Genomic DNA, 25245 nt, shown 5'->3' on the forward strand with positions numbered 1-25245 from the left:
ACTTGACGAGATCTGCGCGCGCCAGTCAGGACCGCGCAGGGGCACCCATGTCCGCCACACCCTCTTCCCGCCGCGCATAGCGCCGCGCAAGGATGGCGCAGACGAACAGCTGGATCTGGTGGAACAGCATCAGCGGCAGCACGATCAGGCTGACCGAATGCCCCGCGAACAGGATCGTCGCCATCGGCAATCCGCTCGCCATGCTCTTCTTCGACCCGCAGAAGACGAGCGCGATCTCGTCCTCGGTCGAGAAGCCCAGCCAGCGGCTGATCCCCGTCGTGATGCCAAGGATCAGCGCGAGGATCACGAGGGCGATTGCCGCCACGATCGCCAGGTCGATCGACGACAGGCTGGTCCACACCCCCGCCACCACCCCGGCGCTGAACGCGGTATAGACGACCAGCAGGATCGACCCGCGATCGATCACCGAGGTCAGGGTCTGGTGCGCCGCCAGCCAGCTGCCGATCATCGGACGCGCCGCTTGTCCCGCAATGAACGGCAGCAGGATCTGGAGCGCGATTCCCTCGATCGCGTGGAGCGAAAACCCGCTCCCCGCCGATTGAAGCAGTGCCGCGACGAGCAACGGCGTCACCACTACGCCCAAAAGGTTGGAGACCGATGCGCTGCACAAGGCGGCGGGCACGTTGCCCCGCGCGATCGACGTGAACGCGATCGACGACTGCACCGTCGAGGGCAGCAGGCACAGATACAGCAACCCGATCGCGATCCCCTCGGGCAACCACCCGCGCGTACCCCAATAGGCCGCAAGGCCGATGATCGGAAACATCACGAACGTACTGGCGAGCACGAGCGACTGGAGCCGCCAGTGCGTGATCCCGGCCCAGACCGCCGCGGGCGATAATCGCGCGCCGTAGAGGAAGAACAGCAATCCGACCGCGACCAGCACGCTATCCTCGGCAATCGTCTGCCCCACGCCGTGGGCGGGGAGGACGAAGGCGAGCACCACCGTTCCGATCAGCAGCAACATATAGGGATCGATCGGCAAGCGACCGAGCAGCGAACGGATTCTGGTCATGCCGCGCCCCTACGCGGCAAGGGCGCGATGCTCAATGATCGTGCCCCGGACGAACGCCGGGACGCCTCGAACGATTTCGGACCTTTCCGCGACCCAAACCATTCGTCTGTCAGTGAACAAGGGACTGCTTATGCAAATCGAAGTCGCGCACGACGGGGTCGTGCCGCAATACAGCGCCATGTCCGACCGGCAGGCGCTGCCGTTATGGACCCTCGTCGCGCCCGCGCTTGGGCTGCTCGCGGCGCTGCTGGGCGTCGCCAAGATGGGGCTGGCGGGCACCGCCGTCGCGGTCGTCGTGCTGATCGCGAGCGTGCTCGCGGCGGTGCATCATGCCGAGGTCATCGCGCACAAGGTCGGCGAGCCGTTCGGGACGCTGGTGCTGGCGATCGCGGTGACCGTGATCGAAGTGTCGCTGATCGTGTCGCTGATGCTCTCGGACACCGGCGGCGCGACCGAGCTTGCGCGCGACACGGTGTTCGCCGCGATCATGATCATCCTCAATTTCATCATCGGACTGTGTCTCGTCGCGGGTGCCGCGCGGCATGTCGAACAGCGTTTCACGCTCAGCGGCATGAACGCCGCGCTCGGCGTGCTGACCGCGATGGCGGTGCTGTCGCTGGTCCTGCCCAATTACACGTCTTCGACGAACGGGCCGACCTATGCGCCGTCGCAGCTCGTGTTCGTCGCGGTGGTGTCGCTGCTTCTGTACGGCACGTTCATCCTCGTTCAGACCGTCCGGCACCGCGATTACTTCCTGCCCGCCAGCGACGATCAGGACGATCACGCCGCCCCGCCATCGACGCGCGCGACGGGAATCGCATTCGCCGTCCTGCTCGTCGCGCTGGTATCGGTCGTGCTGCTTGCCAAGACCCTCTCCCCGACGATCGAGGCCGCAGTGGTCGGCGCGGGACTGCCGCTCGCGGTGGTCGGCGTCGTGATCGCAGCGCTGGTGCTCGCCCCCGAGAGTCTCGCCGCGTACAAGGCCGCCAAGCGCAACCGGCTGCAGACCAGCCTCAACCTCGCGCTCGGCTCCGCGCTCGCCACGATCGGGCTGACGATCCCGAGCGTGGCGATCGTGTCGCTGGTATTGGGCCTGCCGCTGTCGCTGGGGGTCGACCCCAAGGGGATGACGCTGCTGGCGCTTTCGCTGTTCGTCGCGACCTTGTCGCTTGGCACAGGGCGGACGACGGTGTTGCAGGGTGTCGTCCATCTGGTGATCTTCGCAGCCTATCTGTTCACCACGATCGTTCCGTAAAAATCATTGCTTTCCAGTCGCGTATCGCACGATCCTGCGGAACGTTTTGGCTCGTCCGGCCTTCCTCCATCAACCAATGGAGAGACGGACATGGACGACACCCGCTTGTGGAGCTTCGAGGAAAGCCTCTGGACCGAAGGGCCCGACAACTATCGCGAGAAGGTCGATGCCGAAGTCGTCATGGTATTGCCGCGCCCGCCGTTCGTCCTGCGCGGCACCGAGGCGATCGACGCGGTCGCGGATACACCCGTCTGGGACAGCGCGGAGCTGACCGAGCGACAGGTGTCGCGTCCGCAGGAAGGGCTGATCGTGATCGGCTATCACGTCCATGCGCAGCGCGGTGACGAGGCGTATGAAGCGCATTGCAGCTCGGTCATCCGCCGTCTGGAGCATGAAGTCTGGCGCGTCGTCCAGCATCAGCAAACCCCGGTCCTGACCAAGTCGGTCGAGCAATGAACCAGGAGGCAGTGATGCGCGACGACACCGCCGTCCAGGTCCGCCAGCGCGAGATCGCGACCGAGCATCTGCTGTTCAAGCTGATGGAATATGTCGAGGACAACCACCCGGGGCTGCTCGACTATCTCGAGGGGAGCCTGGACCATCTGGGCGACCCCGCAACCGACGCGACGCGCGACGACGAAGGTGTGCGTGGGATCGCCAGGAAAATGATCGTGGGCGCCCGCAAGCAAGGGATGGCCACCGCCGATTGAACGAGCGCGAGGGGCCAGTCTGGTGCGCACTGCGCTTCGGTACCGGCCCCTTTGTTCCCCACCGAACGTGTCGGAACAGGGGGGAGGGGAAGCGATTCCCTTTTCGGCGGCGATCCGCTAGCGTCTTCGACGATGACGACACCTGCTCCTGCGATCTCGCGTTCGCTTTTCGCTTTTTCGATCTTTTACGGCGGCATGGTCTGCATCGCGGGCGTGCTCGGCAACAAGCAGGTCTCGCTCGGGCCGATCTCGCTGCTCGGGCCGCTGGTCGGGATCGGGCCGCTTGCGGTCGAATCCGGGATCTTTGCGTTCCTGCTCCTCGTCGTGGTGTCGAGCGCGGTGGCGGAGCTTCACGGGCGCAGCGTTGCCAACCGGCTGGTGCAGATCGGGTTCGTGCCGCTGATCGCATCGATCCTGCTGTCGATTGCGGTGCTCGCCGCCCCCGCCGCACCCGCGATGGAGCCCGCGCGGCGCGATGCGTTCGCGCTGATGATGGGGGGCACGCCGCGGATCTGGCTCGGCGGGATCGTCGCCTATGGGATTTCGCAGACGCTCAACGTCACGATCTTCAGCTGGCTCAAGCGCAACGAAAAGGGCGGGCTGTTGTGGCTGCGCGCGGGGATTTCAAGCATCCTCAGCCAGATCGTCGATACATTGCTGTTCGTGACGATCGCCTTTTACGGGGTGTTTCCGATCGGATCGCTGCTCGCCGGGCAGATGCTCGCGAAGGTGACGCTGTCCGCGGTGTTGGTGCCGCCGTTGATCTATCTGGTGGTCGGGATCGGGCGGCGACTGGATCGCGACTGACTTCCGCGATAAGGCGCGCGCATGACCGATCATTCCCCCGCTCCCGCGCTCCTCGCCAAGGCCGAAACGCTGGTCGAGGCGCTGCCGTACATGCAGCGTTATGCCGGCAAGACCTTCGTCGTGAAATATGGCGGGCATGCGATGGGCGATCCCGAAGCCGCGCGCGACTTCGCCGAGGATGTCGTGCTGATGAAAGCGGTCGGGATCAACCCGGTCGTCGTCCATGGCGGCGGGCCGCAGATCGGCGCGATGCTCAAGCGATTGGGCGTCGAATCGCGCTTCGTCGACGGCCTGCGCGTGACCGATGCGGAAACCGCGCGGATTGCCGAAATGGTGCTGGCGGGCTCGATCAACAAGGAAATCGTCGGCTGGATCGGCCAGGCGGGCGGGCGGGCGGTCGGGATCTCGGGCAAGGACGCGAACTTGGTCACCGCGGTGAAGGTCGGGCGCGAAACGCCCGATACGCTGCAGGGGATCGAGCGGCACGTCGATCTGGGTTTCGTCGGCACGCCCGTCGGCGTCGACCGGCGGATCATCGACACGCTGTCCGCGGCGGGAATCATCCCGGTGATCGCCCCGATCGCGATCGGCACCGACGGGCACACCTATAACATCAACGCCGACACGATGGCGGGCGCGATCGCCGCCGCCTTGGGCGCCGAGCGGTTGTTCATGCTGACCGATGTGGTCGGCGTGCTCGACAAACAAAAGGAGCTGGTCACCGATCTCGATCCAGCGGGCGTCGCGCGGTTGCGCGCCGACGGGACGATCTCGGGCGGGATGATCCCCAAGCTCGAAACGTGCGTCCATGCGGTCGAGAGCGGCGTGGGGGCGGCGGTCATCCTCGACGGGCGCGTGCCGCATGCGATGCTGCTGGAAATCTTCACCGACCGCGGGGCGGGGACGCTGGTCCGCCGCTGAGCGATCCGTCCTACCCTTCGGCCGTCACCCTGAACGTGTTTCAGGGCCCACCGTGCCGCACCTCCGGTCAGCGCCTGCTGCGCGGTGGATGCTGAAACGAGTTCAGCATGACGGCGGGGGCGGAGGGGGTATGGGGTCCGCGCGCACCACGAAACGAACGCCTCCGGCCAGACGCTAAGGGGGTGTTCGCATCTGCGGGATACCGCTAGGATCGCACCCTTCAACCCGGAGACGCCGCTTTGCACACGATCATTCAGATATTGCAGGTCCTGATCAGCGCGGTCACGACGATCGTGTTGATCCAGGTCGTCCTGTCGCTCCTGGTCTCGTTCAACATCATCAACACGCATAACGAGCTCGTCCGTTCGATCTACAACGGGCTCGAGCGCGGGACCGAGCCGCTGTATCGCCCGTTCCGCCGGATCCTCCCCGATTTCGGGCAGATCGATCTCGCGCCGTTCGCGCTGCTGCTGACGCTCAAGATCATCAGCATCATTCTCAACAATTACGACGCGCATCTGCTCGTCGGCGCGCCGCTTTAAGCTGGAGCCTCACGGCATGACCGCTACGATCATCGACGGCAAGGCCTTCGCCGCCGGCCTCCGCACGCGCATCGCGACCCAAGTCGCGACGTTCACCCAAGCCACCGGTCGTGCGCCGGGGCTCGCAGTCGTGCTGGTGGGGGAAGACGCCGCCTCCGCGGTCTACGTTCGCAACAAGGGCAAGGCGACGCGCGGCGCCGGGATGGTCAGTGTCGAGCATCGCCTGCCGGCCGACGTGACGCAGGGCGATCTGCTCGACCTGGTCGATACGCTCAACGCCGACCCTGCGATCGACGGAATTCTCGTCCAGCTTCCGCTGCCGGGCCATATCGACGAGCGCGCGGTGACGACGCGGATCGACCCCGACAAGGACGTCGATGGCTTCCACCCGGTCAACGCCGGACGGCTCGCGACCGGGATCGAAGGGTTCGTGCCGTGCACGCCGCTCGGCTGCGTGATGCTGCTCAAGGATGCGCTCGGTGACCTGACCGGGCTCGACGCGGTGGTGATCGGCCGGTCGAACATCGTCGGCAAGCCGATGGCGCAGTTGCTGATCGCCGAAAGCTGCACCGTCACCGTCGCGCACTCGCGCACGCGCGACCTGTCGAGCGTGGTCAAGCGCGCCGACATCGTCGTCGCGGCGGTCGGACGCCCCGAGATGGTCAAGGGCGAATGGCTCAAGCCCGGTGCGACCGTGATCGACGTCGGGATCAACCGGACCGAAGCGGGGCTCGTCGGCGACGTGGACTTCGCGGGCGCGATGAGCGTCGCGGGTGCGGTGACGCCGGTGCCGGGCGGAGTCGGCCCGATGACGATCGCGTGCCTGCTCCGCAACACGCTGGTGTCGGCCGCGCGGCGCGAAGGCGTGGTGCTGGACGAGGGCGCGCTGTGATGCCCGCCCGGGCGGCGGCGCGCGCATGATCGAACTCTACATCTCGTCGCTCATCACTTTCTTCGTGGTGATCGATCCGCCCGGCTGCGCGCCGATCTACGCCGGGCTGACCGCAGGCGCTTCCCCGCCCCACACCCGCGCGATGGCGTTTCGCGCGGTGCTGGTGGCGTCGGGCATCCTGCTGGTGTTCGCGCTGTTCGGCGAGGCGCTGCTGCACGGCCTGGGGATCAGCCTGGCGTCGTTCCGGATCGCGGGCGGGATCATGCTGTTCCTGATCGCGCTGGAAATGGTGTTCGAAAAACGCACCGAACGCCGCGAGGACCGCGCCGCGAAGGTGGCGAGCGACCCCGAGGTCGAGGACGTGTCGATCTTCCCGATGGCGATGCCGATGATCGCGGGGCCGGGGTCGATCGCCTCGGTCATGCTGCTGATGGGCCGCAACGAGGGGATCGAACGCTCGGCGGTGGTGCTGGCCGCGCTGATCACGATCCTGCTGCTGACGCTGGTCGCGTTGCTGGCGGCGGGGCCGATCATGCGGGTGCTCGGCGCAAAGATCGAGGCGGTGATCACGCGGTTGCTGGGCGTGCTGCTCGCGGCGCTGGCGGTGCAGTTCGTGATTGACGGGGTGCGGGTGAGTCTGGCGTGACTAAGGCGATAAAAATAGGTTGAATCTATGTTGCTTCATCCTAACGTTTGGGTGGCGAATGACCAATGATCTCGTGCGCGACCGACAGGCCATGCTTGCTGGAATGCAACCTACCCTGAAAGCGGGTAGTTATATCTTCTGCATGACCAAGGACCCGGCGGTGCTTGCCACGCTGGGGAATCGGAGTTTGGCGCTGTTTCGCGAAGACGAGGGCACAGCCTTGGTTCTCTCCAGGCATGATGCCGCCGAGCACGGCTTCGATCTCTCAATGCCGATGTCGAGGATCGTACTCGAAGTGTTTTCCGCGCTGGACGGCGTGGGGTTGACCGCTGGCGTTGCAACCGCGCTGGCGGAATCGGGTATTCCCTGCAATATGGTCGCCGCTTATCACCATGACAACGTGTTCGTTCCCGAAGCCATGGCACGGCAAGCGATCGAAATCCTGCTTGCTCTGCAGCAAAAGGCTGGCGCCTTACTGCTGACGGACTGATCTGGCTCGACTGTAGCAGGGCCAGTGGCAGCGTGAGTCTGGCTGAATCAAAATCAGTGTATCGCTTACTCCGGCTTGATCCGGAACAACCGCAGTGGCGACCCGCGCGGCAGGTCGATCGGCTCAAGCCAGTCGAACGTCTTGCGATGGGCGAGCTGCGCGTAGAAGCCGTTCGGCGCGCGCACTCGGTAATTTGTCGACTCCGACATGTTCGGACACACCAGCAGTAGCGTCGCGCCATGCCGCTTCGCGATCGCGCGGAAGTTTTCGGGCGTTCCCTTGAACGCGTGCTGCACGTCGAGGATCGCATCGCCGTTGCGATGATAGGGCCCGGCGATCGCATTGTGATGCGTCAGCGTGATCAGCCGTGGCCCGAGATCGGTGAAGGTGAAGACGGTTGCCGCCGGGATGCGGTTGAGCGGGGTCATTGCGGTCATCGTCGGGCAGAAGGCGCTCGCGCGGTTGATCGTCTGGACGCGCTTGGTCGGCCGGTCGGGCGGGCTGTAGCGCAGGTTGAGCCCGGTCCAGCGCAAGTCGATCGGGGTCATCACCGCCCCCGCGAAACTGCCCGAAGCGGCGATCACGACCGCCGCCGTCCCGAACACGCGCACGAACACGTTACCGCTCGCGAGCATCACCGGCACCAGCCACCAGATCAGCGCGACTGACCCCGGCACCGCCAGCAACTGCGCGGCCGGCCCGGCGCGCGCCTGCCACAACAGCATCAGCGCAGCGAAGGTGACGAACAGCAACACGGGCGCCCACAACCCGCCCCGCACGGTGCCGCGCGCGCGCCACGTCGCGAGCGCCGCGCCGATCACGCCGATGATCGGCAGCACGACGATCGGGAAGGCGGTGCGGAACGGGTGGCTGTAGATTGGCTTGGCTTCGCGAACGTTGTTGAGCCAGTTCGCGGCGAGTTCGGGCGAGACCTGTTCGGGGCGGCCGAGGCATTGCGGGAAGACGGCGGCGAACCCGGCGACGATCACCCCGCCCGCGAGCACGGCGAGCGCGAGCCGGACCCAGCGGTTGGCGGGATTCGCCCACGCCATCGCGAACAGCAACGCGCCCGCCACCACCATCACGCTGAGCCAAACCGGCGTCAGCGCATCGCAGCGCAAAGCGGCATTGGCGTAGGAGGCGAACGCTGCGTAGCCGATCGCGCATCCGCCGCCCAGCGTCAGCGCATAGACACTGAGGCGCTGCGCACCGTTCCGGTCCCAGATCCAGCGGAGCGCCAGAATCGCGCCCGCCATCGCGGCATAAGGGAGCATCTCGAGCCCAATCGTCAGCGACACCGCGCTCGCCAGCCCGACGATCGCGCCGCCGCGTGGCCCCCGTGGATCGCACAAACCGGCAACCGTCAGGCTGAGCATCGCGAGCTGCCAGCCGTGGTGGTCGATCCGTTCGGGCATGTACATGAGCATCGTAGCGATGCACCCGAAGACCAGCAGCCCGATCGCGAGCGGCCAGGCAACCGGACTGACCAGCCGCCGCACGGTCGCGCCGAGCCCGAGGATTGTGATGCTCAGCGGCAGCAACGGCGCGATCCCGCACGCGAGCATCTCCGCCTCGCGCCCCCCCACGAACGGGCGCAGCAGCACGATCAGCGCGGCGATCGGAAGATCGACGATGCGGCTCCAGTGGATGTCGAAGCCGGTCGGCGGATTGAGGCGATATTGCCGCAGGTCGTACCAGCCCTGCCCGCCGAGCCACGCGCGGACCTGCATCAGCCGCATGTTGTCGTCGGTGTCGCCGAGCTGGAGGAAATGGATCCCAGTCCAGCGGTTGATGACGTAATAGAGTGCGATCAGCCCCCAGGCGAGCAGGCTCAGCCGAACCCAATCGCGCTCTATCGTGCGCGCCAGCGAACCGTCATTCATCCAAAACGCTTTCCTAAGCCGAGAACGCCCTCTAGTGCGGCATGCGTAAAGGGCAAGCGACCGTGACGGCACTCAACAGACAGATCCAGAGCTTGCGCGAGAGCGGTTTGCTCGGACAAATCATCCGCTTCGGTGTTGCCGGTGGGCTGTCCACCGTCCTCTATACGGCGGTGTATCTTCCGCTGACGCTGTATGTGTTCGATCGGCAGCACGCGGTCTATGCGGTGCCGTTCGCATTTCTGGTGGCGGTGGCGGCGGGGTATTTCCTCCACAGCCGGTGGAGCTTCAAGGGCCATGGCACGCGCGATCCGGGTGCCAAGCAGCAAGTTCAGTTCGTCATGGTGCAGGCATCGGGCATGGCGCTCAACGCGGCGATCACGTGGTTCGGGACCGCAGTGCTGGGCTATCCGGCGTGGGTGCCGCTATTGCCCGCGATCGTCATGGCGACCGCGCTGACCTTCTTCCTCAATCGACAGCTGGTGTTCAAATGAGCGGGATTGCTTCAACCGGGAATAGAGCCGACCGTGGATAGAATCGTCTACGACCGCATGGCGGCGCATGATTCGACGCATTGGTGGTATCGCGCGCGGCGCGACATTCTTGCTGACTATCTGACTCGTGAGGGCGGGTTGCCCAAGGACGCGCGGATTCTTGAGATCGGCTGCGGGACCGGGCACAATCTTCCGATGCTCGCGGCGTTCGGAACGGTCGAAGCGATCGAGATCGACCCCGCTGCGCGCGCGATCGCGTCGGAACGGCTGGGCCAGCCGGTCAGCAACGCGCCGCTTCCCGCGCTGCCGGGAATCGAGCGCGGTGCGTATGATTTGATCGCAGTGCTCGACGTGGTCGAGCATATCGAGGACGACGTCGCCGCGTTGCGTGCGATGGCGGCGTGTTTGAAACCGGGCGGCAAGATCCTCGTCACCGTGCCCGCGCATCGTTGGATGTGGAGCGCGCATGACGTCGTCAACCACCACCATCGGCGCTATTCCAAGGCGACGCTCGCCAAGGCGATCGGCGATGCTGGATTGCGCTCGAACGGGTTGCGCTATTTCAATTCGCTGCTGTTCCCGCTCGCCGCCGCCGCGCGCGTGGCGGGGCGGATGACCGGGCGCGACGACAGCGACGATTCACCCCCGCCGCCCGTGCTCAACCGCCTGTTCGAGACGATCTTCCGGTTCGAGCGTCACTTGGTCGGCAGGGTCCCGCTGTCGCCGGGCGTTTCGATCGTGACATTGCTCTCGCCGGCGACGTCCTCGGCACGATAACCGAGCGTCGCGCGGCCCTGGATCGGGCCGACGACATCGCCGACGATATACAGGGGGCGGCGCTTCGATTCGACGTAGAGCCGCCCGAGATATTCGCCGATCATCCCGAGCACGAACATCTGGAACGCGCCGAGCAGCACGACGACGAGCATCGTCGAGGTCCAGCCTGCGACCGCGCTGCCGCTGAAGAAGCCGACCGCGATATAGAGGAACAGCAGCAGCGACGCCGCGGTCAGCGCAAGCCCGAGGTGGCTCGCGAACCGCAAGGGCGCGGTCGAGAAGCCGGTGACCGCGTCGAACGCGAGCCGGATCATTTTGCTCAAGGGGTAATTGGTCTCGCCCGCATGCCGCTCGGCGCGGTCATACGGGAAGGGGATCTGCTTGAACCCGACCCATGCGACCATCCCGCGAATGAACCGCGCCTGCTCCGGCATCGACAGGAACGCATCGAGCGCCCGCCGGCTCATCAGGCGGAAGTCGCCAGTATCGAGCGGGATCGCGGTGTCGGTGACTCGGTCGAGCAGGCGATAGAAAGCGGCGGCGGTGGCTTTCTTGAACAGCGTCTCGCCGTCGCGCTTGCGGCGCACGGCATAGACCACGTCCGCGCCTTGCGACGCCATTGCCGCGCGCATGTCGGTCAGCAGCTCGGGGGGATCCTGCAGATCGGCATCGATGATCAGGATCTGCGCGCCGCTGCACAGGTCGAGCCCGGCGGTCAGCGCGAGCTGGTGCCCGTGGTTGCGCGACAGGTTGATCACCACCAGTCGCGGGTCGGCGGCGGCGAGGCGTTGCATCACGCCCCAGCTGTCGTCGCGCGACCCGTCGTTGATCAGTAGAATTTCGTAATCGTCCCCGACCGCCGCACGCGCCGCGGCGGCCACCCGCGCGTGCAGCACGTCGAGGCACGCCGCTTCGTTATAGCAGGGAATCACGATGGAAAGAGCGGGGGCCGAAACGGGACGGGTCATGCGCGCCGGTCTAGAAGTGTTTCGGTTTGAGGGGAAGCGGGCGGTTTGGGCGTGCCGTGCTCCGGCGCAGGCAGGACCGGAGAGCAACGCGCACCTTGCCCATAAACTTGGGCTCCGGCCCGCCCCGAAGCACGACCGACGCAAAGTTACACGATCGGCGTCCTTGCAAGCTGCGCCCGCGCGCGCTCTTCGCTCAGCCGTTCGAGGATCGTCAGCGGGACCGGGCCGTCGCGCAGCACCTCGTGGAACTGCTTCTGGTCGAACTTCGCCCCCAGGATCTTCTGCGCCTTGTCGCGCGCGCGCATCCAGCTGAGATGCCCGAGCTTGTAGCTGCACGCCTGCCCGGGCATCGCGCAATAGCGCTCGATCTCGCTTTGCGAGCGTCCGCGGGTGAAGCCGACGACTTCGACGAAATAGTCGGTCGCCTTGTCGCGGCTCCAGCCCTTGGCGTGGATCCCGGTATCGACCACCAGCCGCGCTGCGCGGAACAGGAACGACTGGATATAGCCCGCACGCTCGATCGGGGTGGCATAGCCGCCGAGCGGTTCGGCGAGCTGCTCGGCATAATGCGCCCAGCCTTCGCCATATGCGCTGAAGAAACCGAGCTTGCGTAGCACCGGCATGTCAAGTGCCGCTACGAGGCTGAGCTGGAGGTGATGCCCCGGTACGCCCTCGTGATAGCTGAGCGATGGCAGCGTGTATTTTGGCCAGTTCTCGATGTTCTTGAGGTTGATGAAGTAGATTGCGGGACGCGAGCCATCGAGGGCGGCGCGCTTGTAATAGCCGTTGGGCGCGCCGTCCTGAATTTCGACCGGGACCGCGCGGATGTCGAGCGGTGCGGACGGTGGGTTGAGGAACGCTTGCCCGAGCTTTGCCTGCATCGCGGCGACACCGGTGTTGAGCCCAGCTATCAGCTCGGCACGGCCCGCGGCGCTGTCGGGATAGAGCTGTTCGGGCCGCTGGTTGAGCGCGGTCAGTCGTGCACCGGTCGAGCCTTGCGTCAGCCCCTGCGTCTTGAGCAGCGCATCCAGTTGCGCGCTCAGGTCCGCGACTTGCTCGAGCCCGATCTTGTGGACTTCGTCGGGGGTGAAGCTCGTCGTCGTCGCGGCGGCGAGCGCGGCGGCGTAGATTTCGCTTCCGCGCGGGAGCGGGGCGATCCCTGCCGTGCTGCGCGCGGTCGCGCGGAGCTTCTTCACCAGCGCGATCTGGCGGTCGAGCGCGGGATAGACCTTGTCGGTGAGGCTCGCGGCGGTGCGTTTGTCCCAGTCCCCGATCAGGCCGCGCGCCTTGGCGCGGGTTGCGACGGAGGACACGATCGAACTTTCTGTGGCGGCGGGCGCACGCAGCTTCGCGAGTTGTCCAAGCGTCAGGTCGAGCAGGAAGTCGGGCGCGACGATCCCGCGTGCGGCTTCGCTCTGCTGCATCGCGCTGTCCTGGTCGAGCGCGGTCGCGAATGCGTCGACGCGCGCGCAATAGGCGTCAGCATCCGCGGCGGTGACGATCGTATGCGTGCTGTTGAGAAAATCGGGGATCTCGTAATAGGCGCCGGATTGTTGCGACAGAACATAGGGACGATTGGGCGAGCCGAGGCCGAACTTCTCCGGCCCGACGGTGCGCTGCGTCAGCGAATAGAGAACGACCTCGCGGTTGAGCTTGCCCGCGCGCGACAGGCCGGTTGCAGGAACGGCCTGCACTGCGGCGATCGCCTTGCGGGTCCGCGCAAGCGCCTCAGCGCGATCCGCGGCGGTGCGGTCATCGAGGCGGGTTTTCAGCGCGGCGTTGGCACCCTTGTCGAGCCCGAGGCTGCTCGCCTGTTCGGGCGATTCCTGAACATTCTGCTCGAAGATCGTCTGGAAGGTCGCGTTGAGCGCAGCGTCACCCGCGGGGGCTGCGGCACCAGCGATACGGGGCGCAAGCGCGAGCGCGGCAGCGGCGCTGCTCGCGCTCAAAAATGTACGGCGTTCCAAGGGGGCTGTCCTTCCAGTGACGATCTTTCGGGGGATCGTACCAGCGTCGACCGGATCGACAAGGCACGGGCACGAGCAAAATCTGCAAACGGTAGCGGAAGCGACCGACGTGCATCCGACGTTCGGGATGCCGTCGAGAGAGAACCTCCAAGGGACGGTTTTCGAGATTGACGCAGTGCAACATAAAACCTACCTGCCCGCGCTCCTACGCTAAGCCCTATCCGGCGCAGCCTTGCTCGGCGCTGGAGGCGCCTCGTGATCATGACCCTGACCTTCGCCGATCTCGCTTTGTCGCCGCGCATTCTCGAGGCTTTGGCCGAGGAAGGTTATGCCACCCCGACGCCGATCCAGGCGCAGTCGATCCCGCTGCTGCTGCAGGGGCGCGACATGCTCGGCATGGCGCAGACCGGCACGGGCAAGACCGCTGCTTTCGCATTGCCGCTGCTCCACCGGCTTGCCGCCGATCCGCGCCCGGCCCCCACGGGCGGCGCGCGCATCCTCGTGCTCGCGCCGACGCGCGAGCTCGTGTCGCAGATCGCCGCAGGGTTCGAGAGCTTCGGGCGGCACCTGTCGTTCAACGTGACCACCATCTTTGGCGGCGTCAGCCAGTTCCATCAGGTCGCGGCACTCAAGGCGGGGGTCGACATCCTTGTCGCCGCGCCCGGGCGTTTGCTCGATCTGGTCGACCAGGGGCTGTGCGATCTGTCCGCGCTCGAGGCGCTGGTGCTCGACGAGGCGGACCAGATGCTCGACATGGGCTTCGCTAAGCCGATCGAGCGGCTCGTCGCGACGCTGCCGAAGGACCGGCACACCGTGCTGTTCTCGGCAACGATGCCCAAGGCGATCGCGGCGCTCGCCGAGAGCCTCCTCACCGATCCCGCAAGCGTCGAGATCGCCCCGCCATCGACCACGGTCGACCGGATCGCGCAGTCGGTGATGTTCCTCGATGCGGCGAACAAGAAGGCCGCCTTGCTGGAATTGCTGCGGACGCCGGAGATCGGCCAGGCGGTCGTCTTCACGCTCCAGAAGAATATCGCCAACGAGGTCTGCGCGTTCATCACCGAGGCGGGAATCACCGCCGAGGCGCTGCACGGCAACAAGTCACAAGGTCAGCGCGAGCGCGCACTCGACGCATTCCGTGCTGGAACCGTCCAGGTTCTGGTCGCAACCGACATCGCAGCGCGCGGGATCGACGTCGATACGGTGACGCACGTGTTCAATCACGATCTGCCGAGCCTGCCCGAAAGCTATGTCCACCGGATCGGCCGTACCGGTCGCGCCGGGCGCAGCGGTCATGCGATCACGCTGTGCGATGCCGAACAGCGCGCGTGGCTCCACGACGTCGAGCGCGAAATCGGGCGGACGCTCGCCGTACACGACGATCACGCATGGCATTGCGAAGTCGCGCGGCACTCGACCAAGCGCGCGCCCGTGCTGGGCGGCGGTCCGGTCAAGCAGGTCAAGGCGCCCAAGCCACCGCGGGAGCGCAAGATCTGGACCGAAGAAGAAAAGCTCGCCGCGCGCCTGGCCGCACAGGCCGCCTGAGCAAAAGCGACCCGGGCGGAAGGGGTTACGGACTCCCCTTGCCGCCATGCGCGCCGACCGCGGTGCCAGTCGAGAAGCTGGCATCGTCCGCCGCCAGCATCACGAACAGCGACGCCAGTTCGGCGGGCTGGCCAGCGCGGCCGAGCGGGGTGTCCTGCCCGAATTCGCCCATCTTTCCCGGCAACTGCCCACCCGCGACCTGGAGCGGGGTCCAGATCGGCCCGGGCGCGATCATGTTGACGCGGATTCCGCGCTTGGCGAGTTGCTTCGCCAGCCCCTTGGTAAAGATCAGGATCGCGCCCTTGGTCGACGCATAATCAAGCAGTTCCGGCCCCGGATCGTACGAATTGACCGATCCGGTGTTGAGGATCACCGACCCCGGCGGCATGTCCTTCGCCACCGCCTTGGCGATGCGGAAATAGGCGAAGATATTGGTTTCGAAGGTGCGGACCATCTGCTCGTCGCTGATCGCGAAGATATCCTCCTTGGATTGCTGATAGGCCGCGTTGTTGACCAGCAGATCGATCCCGCCGAGTCCTTTCCGCGCCGCCGCGACGATCGCCTCGCACCCTTCGAGCGTGCGCAGGTCGCGCGGGATCGCGACGGCCTTGCGACCGGCCTGACGGATCAGGTCGACCACCTCGCGCGCATCGGGCTCCTCGTCGGGGTGGTAGTTGATCGCGACGTCCGCGCCTTCGCGCGCAAAGGCGATCGCCGCGGCGCGTCCGATCCCGGAATCCGCCCCCGTCAGCAACGCCTTGCGACCGGCAAGCTTGCCCGACCCGCGATAGCTTCGCTCGCCACAATCGGGTTTGGGATTCATCTTGGACTGGAGCGCGGGCCACGGCTGGCGCTGTTCGGGGAAGGGCGTGTTGGTGTATTTGGTGCGGGGATCCCGCAAGGGCGCGGCACCCTGGGGGGTGGCGCTGCCTTGGGCGCTTACCCCTTGCGCCGCCGCCGCCAGCCCGCCGATGCCGATTGCCGCCGCGCCTAGCACGCCGCGTCGTGAAGTTCCGTTGTCCATTGCCGCTGTCCCGTCGTCTTCGTCGCGGTACAAACGAGGTGCGGTGGCTTTGGTTCAGCGCGGTACGCGTCGTGAAGATTTGAAAACGCTAGAGAATTCAACGGAGGCTTGGTTATACCCGCGCGACCCCGTTGACCGCGTCCGCCGCGCGCAACGCGCCGATCACACGCATCAGATGGTGCACGTCGTGCACTTCCACGTCGATCGTGTTGGTGTGGAAACCGGTGTCGCGGTTGTCGAGCCGGAGGTTGACGATATTCGCCTTCTGCGCGCCGATGATCGTCGCGATCGTGCCGAGCGCGCCGGGTTCGTTCTTGACCTCGACCGAGATCCGCCCGGTCGCGCCTTCGGACTTGTCGCCCCACGACAGATCGACCCAATCGGCATCGTCCGCGCCGCTTAAGACAACACAATCAATGGCATGGACTTCGATCCCCGCGTCGGGGCGGCGCAGGCCGACGATCCGGTCGCCCGGGACCGGGTGGCAGCATTCGGCGAGATCGAAGGCCACCCCCGGCGTCAGCCCGAGGATCGAGATCGCGCTCGATTGCGGGGGGAGGTCGCGCATCGCCTCGGTGCCGGCCGACCCCGGCATTAAAGCTTCCATTACAGACGCATCCGGGATGCGACGGCGTGCGATCGCCTCGAGCAGCGCGGCTTCGTCGGGGACCTTGAGCCGCTGGAGCGCGACCGCCTGGGCTTCGCTCGAGAGCGGGGCGGGCAGGCGCGAGACGAGCTCGTCGTACATCTTGCGGCCGAGCGCCTGCGTCTCGATACGCTCTTTTTGCCGCAAATGACGTCGAATCGCCGCACGTGCCTTGCCGGTTATGGCGAAGTTGAGCCAGTTTGGCTGCGGTTCCTGTGCCTTTGAGCGCAGAATTTGCACCTGGTCGCCATTCTCGATCGTGGTGCGGAGCGGAACGACGCGTCCGTTGATCTTCGCGCCGACCGCCTGGTCGCCGAGATCGGTATGGACCGCATAAGCGAAGTCGATCGGGGTCGCGCCCTTGGGAAGCTGGTGGAGCTCGCCCTTGGGGGTGAAGGCGAAGATCCGATCCTGGTACATCGCCATGCGGGTGTGTTCGAGCAGCTCTTCCGGGCTCTCGGCATTGTCGAGGATCTCGACCAGGTCGGTGATCCAGCTGTGCTGCGTGTCGGGGCGGACCTTGTCCTGCTTGTACGCCCAGTGCGCGGCGAGGCCCAGTTCGGCTTCCTCGTGCATCGCGGTCGTGCGGATCTGGATTTCGACGCGGGTATTGTCGGCGTGGATGATCGTCGTGTGGAGCGAGCGATAGCCGTTGCGCTTGGGGGTCGAGATGTAATCCTTGAACCGTCCGGGCACCATCGGCCAGCGGCGGTGGATCACGCCGAGCGCCTCGTAACACGCTTCCTCGCTCGACACGATCGCGCGGAACGCCATGATGTCGCTCAGCTGCTCGAAGCTGATGTGCCGCTCGGCCATCTTCTTCCAGATCGAATAGGGATGCTTTTCGCGTCCCGAAATCTCCGCTTCCAACCCGTGACGCGACAGCAACAGCTTGAGCCCCGACCCAATCTTCGCGATCCGGTCCCCGCCGCCCTCCTTGAGCTGCGCGAGCCGGATCGTGATCGATTCATACGCCTCGGGCTCGAGCTGCGCGAAGGCGAGCGTCTGCATCTCCTTCATGAATTCGTACATGCCGATCCGCTCGGCGAGCGGTGCGTAGATATCCATCGTCTCGCGCGCGATGCGTTTGCGCTTGTCGGGGTTCTTGATGAAATGCAGCGTGCGCATGTTGTGCAGCCGGTCGGCGAGCTTGACCAGCAACACGCGGATGTCGTCCGACATCGCCAGCAGGAACTTGCGCAAATTCTCGGCAGCGCGCTCGTTCTCCGTTTGCGCCTCGATCTTCGACAATTTGGTGACGCCGTCGACCAGCCGCGCGACGTTGGCGCCGAACAGCCGGGTGATCTCCTCGGGCGTGGCGACGGTATCCTCGATCGTGTCGTGGAGGATCGCGGTGGCGATCGTCTCGTCGTCGAGATGCAGGTCGGTTAGGATCCCCGCCACCTCGATCGGGTGGCTGAAATACGGGTCGCCATTTGCCCGTTTCTGGCTGCCATGCGCCTGCATCGAAAAGACATAGGCGCGATTGAGCAGGGCTTCGTTTGCCGTAGGATCGTAGTCCAGGACCCGATCGACAAGTTCATACTGACGCAACATCCGGATCAAGATGGCGTCGTGAGGGTTTGATTTGCAACCTGTTTGCGCAACAAACCGAAAAAACCCCTCCCGCGATGCACGCGCGGGAGAGAAAACTCTACCAACTCGGAGGACTTAGCGGTCAGGCAGCGATCACTTTGCGCGGGTGTTGCACTTGGCGAGGGCCTCGGGCTCGAACGCTTTTCCGCCCGCGCTGAACGCGGTGAGCTTGCCCGCGCGCTGCGCGACCATCTCGCACATGATCGCTTCGCGCTGCGGTCCCTTGGCGGCGGTGAAGGCGGGCTCATGCCACTTCCAGAGCGTGCCGCTGGTAATCAGCGTCTCTTGTGCAGGTGCAGCACTGGGGGTCGCGACATAATAGGGGCCGGTGTCGGCGCTATGGCCGATCGTCGGCACTGCAAGGAGGGCGGGCAGCAGAAATGGCGCCGCAGCGCGGAAAAAAGACGACATGGACGACTCCCGAAGAAACGTTGCGATGCAGCAATTATCAAACTAGGTTGCTAGTTGCAACTGAAAACGGACGGACAACCGCGGATCGGTTTCCTTGTGCCGCCAAAATGGGATACGATACGGAACCATGGACGAAAAACTCCGCGCACCCTTGCGCGAACAACTGGTCAATTGCAGCTTGCCGGCCGCGCTCGAGGCGATGGGCGAACGGTGGAGCTTCATGATCCTGCGCGCCGCGTTCAACGGATTGCACCATTTCGAGGAATTCCAGTCCGAGCTGGGAATCGCACGCAACATTCTCGCCAATCGGCTGGGGCGGCTGGTCGAACACGGCATCCTGACGCGCGATGCGATGGTCAAGGACCGGCGCAAGATCCATTATCAGCTGACCGAGAAGGGCGTGGCGCTGTTGCCGACGATGCTCGCGCTGCGGCAATGGGGCGAGCGGTGGGAAACCGGCTTCCGCGCGTCCCCGGTGCTGGTCGATGCGCGCGACCGACGCCCGATCGGTCCGATCGAAGTGCGATCGTGGGACGGGCGCGTGCTGACCAAGCGCGATTTGCTATGGGCGTTGCCGGAGGATGTCGATGACAGCGGGGAACACGGTTGCGGCGACGACGCTGACGACGATACAGCCACACCCGCGGCGGTGCGTGCCGCGGAATGACGCGATGATTGCGCAATGGGGGATGGCGCAATGACCGATGGATTCATCCCGCGATCTTGCGTATCCCTGTCGCGTGCCTAGCCTTCACGCCCTCGCCAACCCGGCGCGCTTCCTGGTGATCGCGCGGCCGTTGACGCCGGTGCTGTTCTGGGCGGGCGTCGCGCTGATCCTGTTCGGCGGCTGGGCCGGGCTGACCCAGACCCCACCCGATTATCTGCAGAAGGACAGCGTCCGCATCCTCTACATCCACGTCCCCACCGCCTGGCTGGGGATGGGCGGGTGGAGCGGGATCGCGATATCGTCGCTGATGTTCCTGGTCTGGCGGCATCCGCTCGCGATGATCGCCGCGCGCGCGATCGCGCTACCCGGGGCGACGTTCGCGGCATTGTGCCTCGCCACCGGGTCGATCTGGGGGCGTCCGACCTGGGGGACGTGGTGGCAATGGGACGGGCGGCTGACCTCGATGCTGCTGCTGTTCTTCGTCTATCTCGGTTTCATCGCTTTGGTTCGCGCCGAGGACGAGCGCGCGGGCTTTGGTGGCGGCGGGCGGATCGCCGCGCTGTACGGCGTGGCGGGGTCGATCCTGCTGCCGATCATCCGCTATTCGGTGGTGTGGTGGAACACGCTCCACCAGGGGCAGAGCATCGGGCTGACCAAATCGACGATCGACCCCGCGATCCTGTGGCCCTTGTGGTTCACGCTCAGTGGGTTCACGCTGTTCTTTGCCGCGATCGTGTTGATGCGGATGCGGACGATCCTGGCGCGGAGCAAGGCCGAGGCACGGCTGCGGCGGCGCGCGCATCATGTCGAGGTGACCGCATGAACCATTGGCCTTTCATCATCGCGGCTTATGGTCTGACCGCGGCGGGATCGATCGCGCTGGCGGTATCGAGCTATCTGGCGATGCGGAGGGTGGAGAAGTGAAGGCCAAGCATCAGCGCCTGACGCTCGCCGCGCTCGCGGTGGCCGCGGTCGGCGGGTCGAGCGCGCTTGCGCTCTCCGCGCTCAAGGATCAGGCGGCGTTCTTCTATGCCCCCGGCGACGTGAAGAAGGACGCCTTGCCGCTCGGGCGCGCGGTGCGGCTTGGCGGGATGGTCGCGGGCGGGTCGCTCCACCGGCTGGCGGACGGCGTGACGATGCAGTTCGTCGTGACCGATGGCATCGCGCGCGTGCCGGTCGCGTTCCGCGGGATCGCACCCGATCTGTTCAAGGAGAATTCGGGCGTCGTCGCCGAGGGCAAGTTCAACCCCGACGGCAGCTTCACCGCGAGCAACCTGCTGGCGAAGCATGACGAGAAATACATGCCCCCCGAAATGAAGGGCAAGATGCACGAGACGAAGACGCTTGTGCAATGAAGGTTGGTTTGACGGTTGCACCTTTGGATCTTCCGCCGTGTTCCTGCGAAGGCAGGAGTACGGGAGTTCCGCGCGCTAACGGCCGCCTCTCGGCTCGGCTCTGGACTCCCGCCTTCGCAGGAGCACAGGCGGCATGATCGCCGAAGCAGGACTCGCGGCCTTGTGGTTCGCGGCAGCGCTCGCCGCGTTGCAATTGCTGCTCGCGGCGATGGGTGTGTGGCGGTCGGCGAAGCCAGCGCTGGCCGAGGCGAGCATGACCGAGGACCTGATGCGCGCGGTGCGCCCGGTCTCGGTGGTGCAGGGGGTGCTCGCGCTGGTCGCGATGCTGCTGCTGATCGTGCTGTTCGTGCGCAGCGACATGTCGGTGCTGCTCGTCGCCGAAAACAGCCATTCGGCCAAGCCGCTGATGTACAAGATCGCGGGCGCGTGGGGGAATCACGAAGGCTCGATGCTGCTGTGGGTTACGATCCTCGGCGTCGCGGGCGCGGCGGTGGCGCTGCTCGAGCGCGGGCTTGCACGCCCGACGCTGATTGCGACGCTCGGCGCGCAGGCGGCGATCGCGCTGGGGTTCTATGCGTTCCTGCTGTTCTCCTCCAACCCGTTCGCCCGGATCGATCCGGCGCCCGCGGACGGCAACGGGCTCAACCCGTTGCTGCAGGACCCCGGCTTGGCGTTCCATCCGCCGACTTTGTACATCGGCTATGTCGGCATCTCGATCGCCTTCTCCTTCGCGGTCGGCGCGATGATCACGCGCGACGTCGGCCCCGCCTTTGCGCGCGCGATGCGGCCGTGGGTGCTGGCGGCGTGGATCTTCCTCACGCTCGGGATCACCGCGGGCTCTTACTGGGCCTATTACGAGCTCGGCTGGGGCGGCTGGTGGTTCTGGGATCCGGTCGAGAATGCCTCGCTGATGCCGTGGCTCGCGGCGACCGCGTTGCTCCATTCGGTGACGGTGCTGGCGACGCGCGATGGTCTCCGCGCGTGGACGCTGATGCTCGCGGTCGTGGCGTTCTCGATGTCGATGATCGGGACGTTCCTGGTGCGCTCGGGCATCCTGACGAGCGTCCATGCCTTTGCGGTCGATCCGACGCGTGGGAGTTTCATCCTTGCGTTGCTCGCGATCTATATCGGTGGCGCATTGCTGTTGTTCGCGCTGCGCGTGGGGACGGTGCGCGCGGGGACGACATTCGATTTCGTCAGCCGCGAGGGCGCGCTGGTCGCCAATAACCTGTTGCTGACGGTGATCCTAGGCGTCGTGCTGATCGGGACGCTCTATCCGATCGTCGCGGCGGGGTTCGGGACGCAATTGTCGGTCGGGCCGCCGTTCTTTGACAAGGCGGCGGGGCCGGTCGCGCTGGTGCTGATCGCGGTGATGGCGGTCGGGCCGTTGCTGCGCTGGCGGCGTGACAGCGCGCAGGCGGCGATCGCGCGGGTGACGATCCCGATCGCGGTGACGGGCGTCGTGCTGATCGTGGTCGCGGCGACGACCGGCGGAATCGCGTTGCTCCCGTTGTTGGGCTTGGCGCTCTCGGCGGGGCTGGCGGCGGCGAGCGTCGCGCCCTTGTGGAAGCGCAACCTGCGCCGCACGCCGCTGTTCACCTACGGCATGGTGATCGCGCATCTCGGCATCGCGGTGAGCCTTGCAGGCATGGCGTCCGATACCGCGTTTACGCAGGCGACGCTGGTTGCGGCGCGCGTCGGCGAGCCGCAGCGGGTCGGGCCGTATCTCGTCACGCTCGACGGGGTGAAGCCGGTGATCGGCCCCAACTGGTCCGCGATCGAGGCGCGGCTCAGCGCGCGGCGCGGGAACGACGGCGGCGTCTTCTACCTTCGCCCGCAATCGCGCTTCTTCTCCAACCCCGTCACCGTGACGAGTGAATCCGCGATCGCGACGCGCTGGGACGGGCAGCTCTATACCGTGCTTGGCGAACCCGACGCGCAGGGGCGCTGGCAGTTGCGGCTGTGGTGGAAGCCGTTCGTGACGCTGATCTGGTTCGGCGGTGCGCTGGTTGCGCTCGGCGGGGCGCTGTCGCTGATCGGGCGGTTGACGCGCGGGCGGCGCGAGCGCGTGCGGGGCGAGGCGTACGCATGAGTGCGCGGTTGATCTGGATCCCGTTCGCGGTTGCGCTCGGGTTGCTCGCGCTGGCCGCGTGGGGGCTGTACCAACCCGCGGACCGCACCGTGCGCTCGGCGCTGGTCGGGCAGACGCTGCCTGCGTTTGACCTGCCGCCGATCGTCCCGAGCAAGCCGGGTCTCGCGACCGCACAGTTCGCGACCGGCAAGCCAAGGTTGCTCAACATCTTCGCGAGCTGGTGCATCCCGTGCGTTGCCGAGGCGCCACAATTGCTCCGGCTGAAACAGGCGGGCGTGGTGATCGACGCGGTCGCGATCCGTGATACGCCCGCCGCGATCCGCGACTTCCTCGCGCGCAATGGCGATCCCTATGCCGCGATCGGCGACGACAAGACGAGTTCGTTGCAACTCGCGCTCGGGTCGTCGGGGGTGCCCGAGACGTTCGTGATCGACGGGCGCGGGCGGATCGTCCAGCAGCATGTCGGCGATATCCGCGAGGACGAGGTGCCCGGGCTGATCGCATTGGTGCGGGGGTTGAAGTGAGGGCAGCCAGCTTGCTTCCTGGCTGGGCAGGGCTCGCGCTACTGCTTGCGTCGCCCGTCTTCGCCGACAGCACCCTGCCGCCCGCGCCGCTCGCCAACGTCCAGCTCAAGGACGCTACTAAGGAGGCGCAGGCGCAGGCGTTGATGGCGACGCTGCGCTGCGTGGTGTGCCAGGGCCAGTCGATCGCGGACAGTGACGCCGAGATGGCGGGCGACATGCGCTCGCTCGTCCGCACGCGGATCGCCGCGGGGCAAAGTCCGGGGCAGATCCGCGACTGGCTGATCGCGCGCTATGGCGATTACATCAGCTACGATCCGCCGCTCAGCGCGCTGACCGCGCCCTTGTGGATCACCCCGCTGGTGCTGCTCGCGCTCGGCGCCTGGCTGGCGCGCGCGAGCTTCAAGCGGCGGGGCAAGCGCTAGCCGCGCCGCGCGCTTACGCGAGCAGCGAGTCCCACGCGCCCGCGAACGCCGCATCCGCCGCGGTGGCGATCGCGGCCATCGTCGCACCATCGCCAGCCAGCGCGGAATCGAACCCGAGTCCGTCCGCGACCAGCCGCGCGAGCACCGCCGCGGCATCGCCGTCCGCCGCCGCCGCCGCCAGCGCCGCGCCCGCCGGATCGAGGATCGTCACGCCACCGCGCGACCGTCGCATCAGGAAGGCGACCCAGCAGCCGAGCGCGACGATCACGCGGCGCGGCAGTTCCCCGCGCGCCCGGTGCCAGGCGAGCGTGTCCCCCAGGCGATACGGGAGCTTCTGGCTGCCATCCCCGGCGATCTGGTCGAGCCGGTGGACGATCGCGGGGTTGCGGAAGCGCGCGAGGATCTGGCAGCGATAGGCGTCGTGGTCGAACCCGGCGACGGTCGGCAGCGTCGGCAGGATCTCGTCGCGGATCATCGCATCGACGAACGCGGCGAGCGGCGCATCCTGCATCGCTTCCGCCACGCTGGTCGCGCCGCGCAGCAATCCGGCATAAGCGAGCGTCGAATGCGATCCGTTGAGCACGCGCAGCTTCGCCTGTTCGTACCCCGCGACATTGTCGGTCAGCGTTGCCCCGGCGCTCGCCAGTGCCGCGCCCGCGGCAGTGCCGAGGTCCTCGATCACCCATTGCGTGAAGGCTTCGCGCTGGACCGTCGCGCGATCGACCACGCCCAGCACGTCCGCAACGTCGCCGTAGAGCGCTTCGTCGGTCGCGGGGGTGATCGAGTCGACCATCGTCCCGGGCACGCGGACTTCCCCCGCGATCCACTCCGCAAGATACGGGTCGTTTGCCCCGGCATAGGCGATCAGCGCGGCATGGAGCTTCGCGCCGTTGTTGGCGAGATTGTCGCACGGCATGACCACGAACGCCGCTTCGCCCGCCGCATGGCGCGCTTCCAGCCCAGCGACGATCCAGCCGATCACGCTGCGCGGAACCTCGGCCCCCGCGAGATCGTGCGCGATGTCGGGATGGTTGAAATCGAGACTGCCGTCCGGCGCGAGGCAATAGCCCTTTTCGGTCACCGTCGTGGTGACGAGACGGGTCGTCGGCGCGGCGAGCAAGGCGCGGATCTGCGCCGAGTCGTCGGGTCCGAGGAACGCGCTGTGCGCGCCGATGATCCGGTGTGCGGACTCCACATCGCGGACCGCCAGCGTGTACAGCCCCTGTTGCGCAGCAAGATCGGTGACCGTTCCTTTGCTGCGCAGCGAAACCGCAGCAATGCCCCAGGTCGGATCGGTCGCCAGCAGCGTGTCGACATAGGCCGCCTGATGCGCGCGATGAAAGGCGCCCGGCCCGAAATGGACGATCCCGACCGGCGGCGGCACGCGCCAGTCGGGCCGGGAAACCGACGACGGCAGGCGATCCAGCACGGCATAGCTCAGGCGCGGGCGGTCATGCTGCATCATCAGGTCGCTTCCGTAGGGTTCAACGCGGGAGCCGAAAGCGTTAGCCTTGGCAGACGGTGCAAGGCCAGCGGCAATCGTCGCTCGCAACTTGTTCGTGCGCGCGGCAGCGCTTA

At 66.3% G+C, this 25245-nt stretch carries 26 protein-coding genes; 18 read left to right on the top strand and 8 right to left on the bottom strand.

All coding sequences use genetic code 11. The annotated features are described in order from the left end of the window. Positions 1 to 25: 25 nt before the first annotated feature. Entirely contained in the window at positions 26 to 1036 is a 1011-nt protein-coding gene (locus ABIC16_RS02325; RefSeq protein WP_354289897.1) for a bile acid:sodium symporter family protein, read from the bottom strand. A gap of 130 nt (positions 1037 to 1166) precedes the next feature. On the opposite strand from ABIC16_RS02325, the gene ABIC16_RS02330 reads away from it, so the two are divergent. The 9 genes from ABIC16_RS02330 (at position 1167) to ABIC16_RS02370 (ending at position 7299) form a co-directional block, all read left to right on the top strand. Continuing rightward, positions 1167 to 2291 carry a calcium:cation antiporter gene (locus ABIC16_RS02330; RefSeq protein ID WP_354289898.1) on the top strand — a complete coding sequence of 375 codons (1125 nt, stop codon included), beginning with the start codon at positions 1167 to 1169 and terminating at the stop codon, positions 2289 to 2291. Positions 2292 to 2381: 90 nt separating this feature from the next. After that, positions 2382 to 2747, top strand: a complete 366-nt coding sequence (locus ABIC16_RS02335; protein WP_277970013.1) for a DUF4440 domain-containing protein — start codon at positions 2382 to 2384, stop codon at positions 2745 to 2747. Between the two features lie 14 nt (positions 2748 to 2761). Next, positions 2762 to 3001 (top strand): hypothetical protein, encoded by a 240-nt coding sequence (locus tag ABIC16_RS02340; protein WP_354289899.1) that lies wholly within the window; start codon positions 2762 to 2764, stop codon positions 2999 to 3001. A gap of 132 nt (positions 3002 to 3133) precedes the next feature. Next, on the top strand, positions 3134 to 3808 hold the full coding sequence (locus ABIC16_RS02345; protein WP_277970011.1) for a queuosine precursor transporter: 675 nt from the start codon (positions 3134 to 3136) through the stop codon (positions 3806 to 3808). A 21-nt stretch (positions 3809 to 3829) separates the two neighbouring features. Then, positions 3830 to 4729: an acetylglutamate kinase gene (gene argB / locus ABIC16_RS02350; protein WP_354289900.1), complete on the top strand. Its 900-nt coding sequence runs from the start codon at positions 3830 to 3832 to the stop codon at positions 4727 to 4729. 239 nt (positions 4730 to 4968) lie between these two features. Beyond that, positions 4969 to 5271: a YggT family protein gene (locus ABIC16_RS02355; RefSeq protein ID WP_277970009.1), complete on the top strand. Its 303-nt coding sequence runs from the start codon at positions 4969 to 4971 to the stop codon at positions 5269 to 5271. A gap of 16 nt (positions 5272 to 5287) precedes the next feature. After that, positions 5288 to 6163 carry a bifunctional methylenetetrahydrofolate dehydrogenase/methenyltetrahydrofolate cyclohydrolase FolD gene (folD, locus tag ABIC16_RS02360; RefSeq protein WP_354289901.1) on the top strand — a complete coding sequence of 292 codons (876 nt, stop codon included), beginning with the start codon at positions 5288 to 5290 and terminating at the stop codon, positions 6161 to 6163. Between the two features lie 25 nt (positions 6164 to 6188). Next, positions 6189 to 6809, top strand: a complete 621-nt coding sequence (locus ABIC16_RS02365) for a MarC family protein (RefSeq protein WP_277970007.1) — start codon at positions 6189 to 6191, stop codon at positions 6807 to 6809. Positions 6810 to 6867: 58 nt separating this feature from the next. Next, positions 6868 to 7299 (top strand): ACT domain-containing protein, encoded by a 432-nt coding sequence (locus ABIC16_RS02370; protein WP_354289902.1) that lies wholly within the window; start codon positions 6868 to 6870, stop codon positions 7297 to 7299. 65 nt (positions 7300 to 7364) lie between these two features. On the opposite strand, the gene ABIC16_RS02375 is transcribed toward ABIC16_RS02370, so the two are convergent. Beyond that, the gene (locus ABIC16_RS02375) at positions 7365 to 9182 is read right to left on the bottom strand and encodes an AcrB/AcrD/AcrF family protein (protein WP_354289903.1); all 1818 of its coding nucleotides are present in this window, start codon (positions 9180 to 9182) and stop codon (positions 7365 to 7367) included. A 41-nt stretch (positions 9183 to 9223) separates the two neighbouring features. Between ABIC16_RS02375 and ABIC16_RS02380 the strand changes: the two genes are divergently transcribed. Both ABIC16_RS02380 and ABIC16_RS02385 read left to right on the top strand, forming a co-directional pair. After that, positions 9224 to 9673 (top strand): GtrA family protein, encoded by a 450-nt coding sequence (locus tag ABIC16_RS02380; protein ID WP_354289904.1) that lies wholly within the window; start codon positions 9224 to 9226, stop codon positions 9671 to 9673. Between the two features lie 33 nt (positions 9674 to 9706). Then, a complete protein-coding gene (locus ABIC16_RS02385; RefSeq protein WP_354289905.1) occupies positions 9707 to 10450 on the top strand; it encodes a class I SAM-dependent methyltransferase in 744 nt (247 codons plus the stop codon). On the opposite strand, the gene ABIC16_RS02390 is transcribed toward ABIC16_RS02385, so the two are convergent. Both ABIC16_RS02390 and ABIC16_RS02395 read right to left on the bottom strand, forming a co-directional pair. Continuing rightward, positions 10369 to 11418 carry a glycosyltransferase family 2 protein gene (locus tag ABIC16_RS02390; protein WP_277970002.1) on the bottom strand — a complete coding sequence of 350 codons (1050 nt, stop codon included), beginning with the start codon at positions 11416 to 11418 and terminating at the stop codon, positions 10369 to 10371. The genes ABIC16_RS02385 and ABIC16_RS02390 overlap by 82 nt on opposite strands. A 146-nt stretch (positions 11419 to 11564) precedes the next feature. Then, on the bottom strand, positions 11565 to 13385 hold the full coding sequence (locus ABIC16_RS02395) for a DUF885 domain-containing protein (protein ID WP_354289906.1): 1821 nt from the start codon (positions 13383 to 13385) through the stop codon (positions 11565 to 11567). 261 nt (positions 13386 to 13646) lie between these two features. Here ABIC16_RS02395 and ABIC16_RS02400 point away from each other — a divergent pair, with 261 nt between their 5' ends. Beyond that, entirely contained in the window at positions 13647 to 14930 is a 1284-nt protein-coding gene (locus tag ABIC16_RS02400) for a DEAD/DEAH box helicase (RefSeq protein ID WP_354292238.1), read from the top strand. 25 nt (positions 14931 to 14955) lie between these two features. Here the strand turns inward: ABIC16_RS02400 and ABIC16_RS02405 are convergent, their stop codons facing one another. From ABIC16_RS02405 to ABIC16_RS02415, 3 genes are all read right to left on the bottom strand, one after another. Next, positions 14956 to 15954, bottom strand: a complete 999-nt coding sequence (locus tag ABIC16_RS02405) for an SDR family oxidoreductase (protein WP_354289907.1) — start codon at positions 15952 to 15954, stop codon at positions 14956 to 14958. A 112-nt stretch (positions 15955 to 16066) separates the two neighbouring features. After that, entirely contained in the window at positions 16067 to 18157 is a 2091-nt protein-coding gene (locus ABIC16_RS02410; RefSeq protein WP_277970047.1) for a RelA/SpoT family protein, read from the bottom strand. Between the two features lie 132 nt (positions 18158 to 18289). Continuing rightward, positions 18290 to 18607 (bottom strand): CC_3452 family protein, encoded by a 318-nt coding sequence (locus tag ABIC16_RS02415; RefSeq protein ID WP_277969999.1) that lies wholly within the window; start codon positions 18605 to 18607, stop codon positions 18290 to 18292. Positions 18608 to 18734: 127 nt separating this feature from the next. Here ABIC16_RS02415 and ABIC16_RS02420 point away from each other — a divergent pair, with 127 nt between their 5' ends. The 6 genes from ABIC16_RS02420 to ABIC16_RS02445 all read left to right on the top strand — a co-directional run bounded on the left by ABIC16_RS02420 (position 18735) and on the right by ABIC16_RS02445 (position 23667). Then, complete coding sequence (locus ABIC16_RS02420) at positions 18735 to 19274, top strand: winged helix-turn-helix transcriptional regulator (RefSeq protein WP_354289908.1); 540 nt, start codon at positions 18735 to 18737, stop codon at positions 19272 to 19274. A gap of 37 nt (positions 19275 to 19311) precedes the next feature. Further along, complete coding sequence (ccmC, locus tag ABIC16_RS02425) at positions 19312 to 20097, top strand: heme ABC transporter permease CcmC (RefSeq protein ID WP_354289909.1); 786 nt, start codon at positions 19312 to 19314, stop codon at positions 20095 to 20097. Between the two features lie 97 nt (positions 20098 to 20194). Beyond that, positions 20195 to 20629 carry a cytochrome c maturation protein CcmE gene (gene ccmE / locus ABIC16_RS02430; RefSeq protein WP_277969996.1) on the top strand — a complete coding sequence of 145 codons (435 nt, stop codon included), beginning with the start codon at positions 20195 to 20197 and terminating at the stop codon, positions 20627 to 20629. A 133-nt stretch (positions 20630 to 20762) separates the two neighbouring features. Next, positions 20763 to 22721 carry a heme lyase CcmF/NrfE family subunit gene (locus ABIC16_RS02435; protein ID WP_354289910.1) on the top strand — a complete coding sequence of 653 codons (1959 nt, stop codon included), beginning with the start codon at positions 20763 to 20765 and terminating at the stop codon, positions 22719 to 22721. Then, on the top strand, positions 22718 to 23245 hold the full coding sequence (locus tag ABIC16_RS02440) for a redoxin family protein (RefSeq protein WP_354289911.1): 528 nt from the start codon (positions 22718 to 22720) through the stop codon (positions 23243 to 23245). Before ABIC16_RS02435 ends, ABIC16_RS02440 begins: the two co-directional genes overlap by 4 nt. Next, the gene (locus ABIC16_RS02445; protein WP_354289912.1) at positions 23242 to 23667 is read left to right on the top strand and encodes a cytochrome c-type biogenesis protein; all 426 of its coding nucleotides are present in this window, start codon (positions 23242 to 23244) and stop codon (positions 23665 to 23667) included. The genes ABIC16_RS02440 and ABIC16_RS02445 overlap by 4 nt, the downstream gene beginning before the upstream one ends. Positions 23668 to 23680: 13 nt before the next feature. Here the strand turns inward: ABIC16_RS02445 and ABIC16_RS02450 are convergent, their stop codons facing one another. Continuing rightward, positions 23681 to 25132 (bottom strand): mannitol dehydrogenase family protein, encoded by a 1452-nt coding sequence (locus ABIC16_RS02450; protein WP_354289913.1) that lies wholly within the window; start codon positions 25130 to 25132, stop codon positions 23681 to 23683. Positions 25133 to 25245 lie beyond the last annotated feature (113 nt).

This window comes from Sphingomonas sp. PvP055, assembly GCF_040546365.1.
GTDB lineage: Bacteria > Pseudomonadota > Alphaproteobacteria > Sphingomonadales > Sphingomonadaceae > Sphingomonas > Sphingomonas echinoides_A.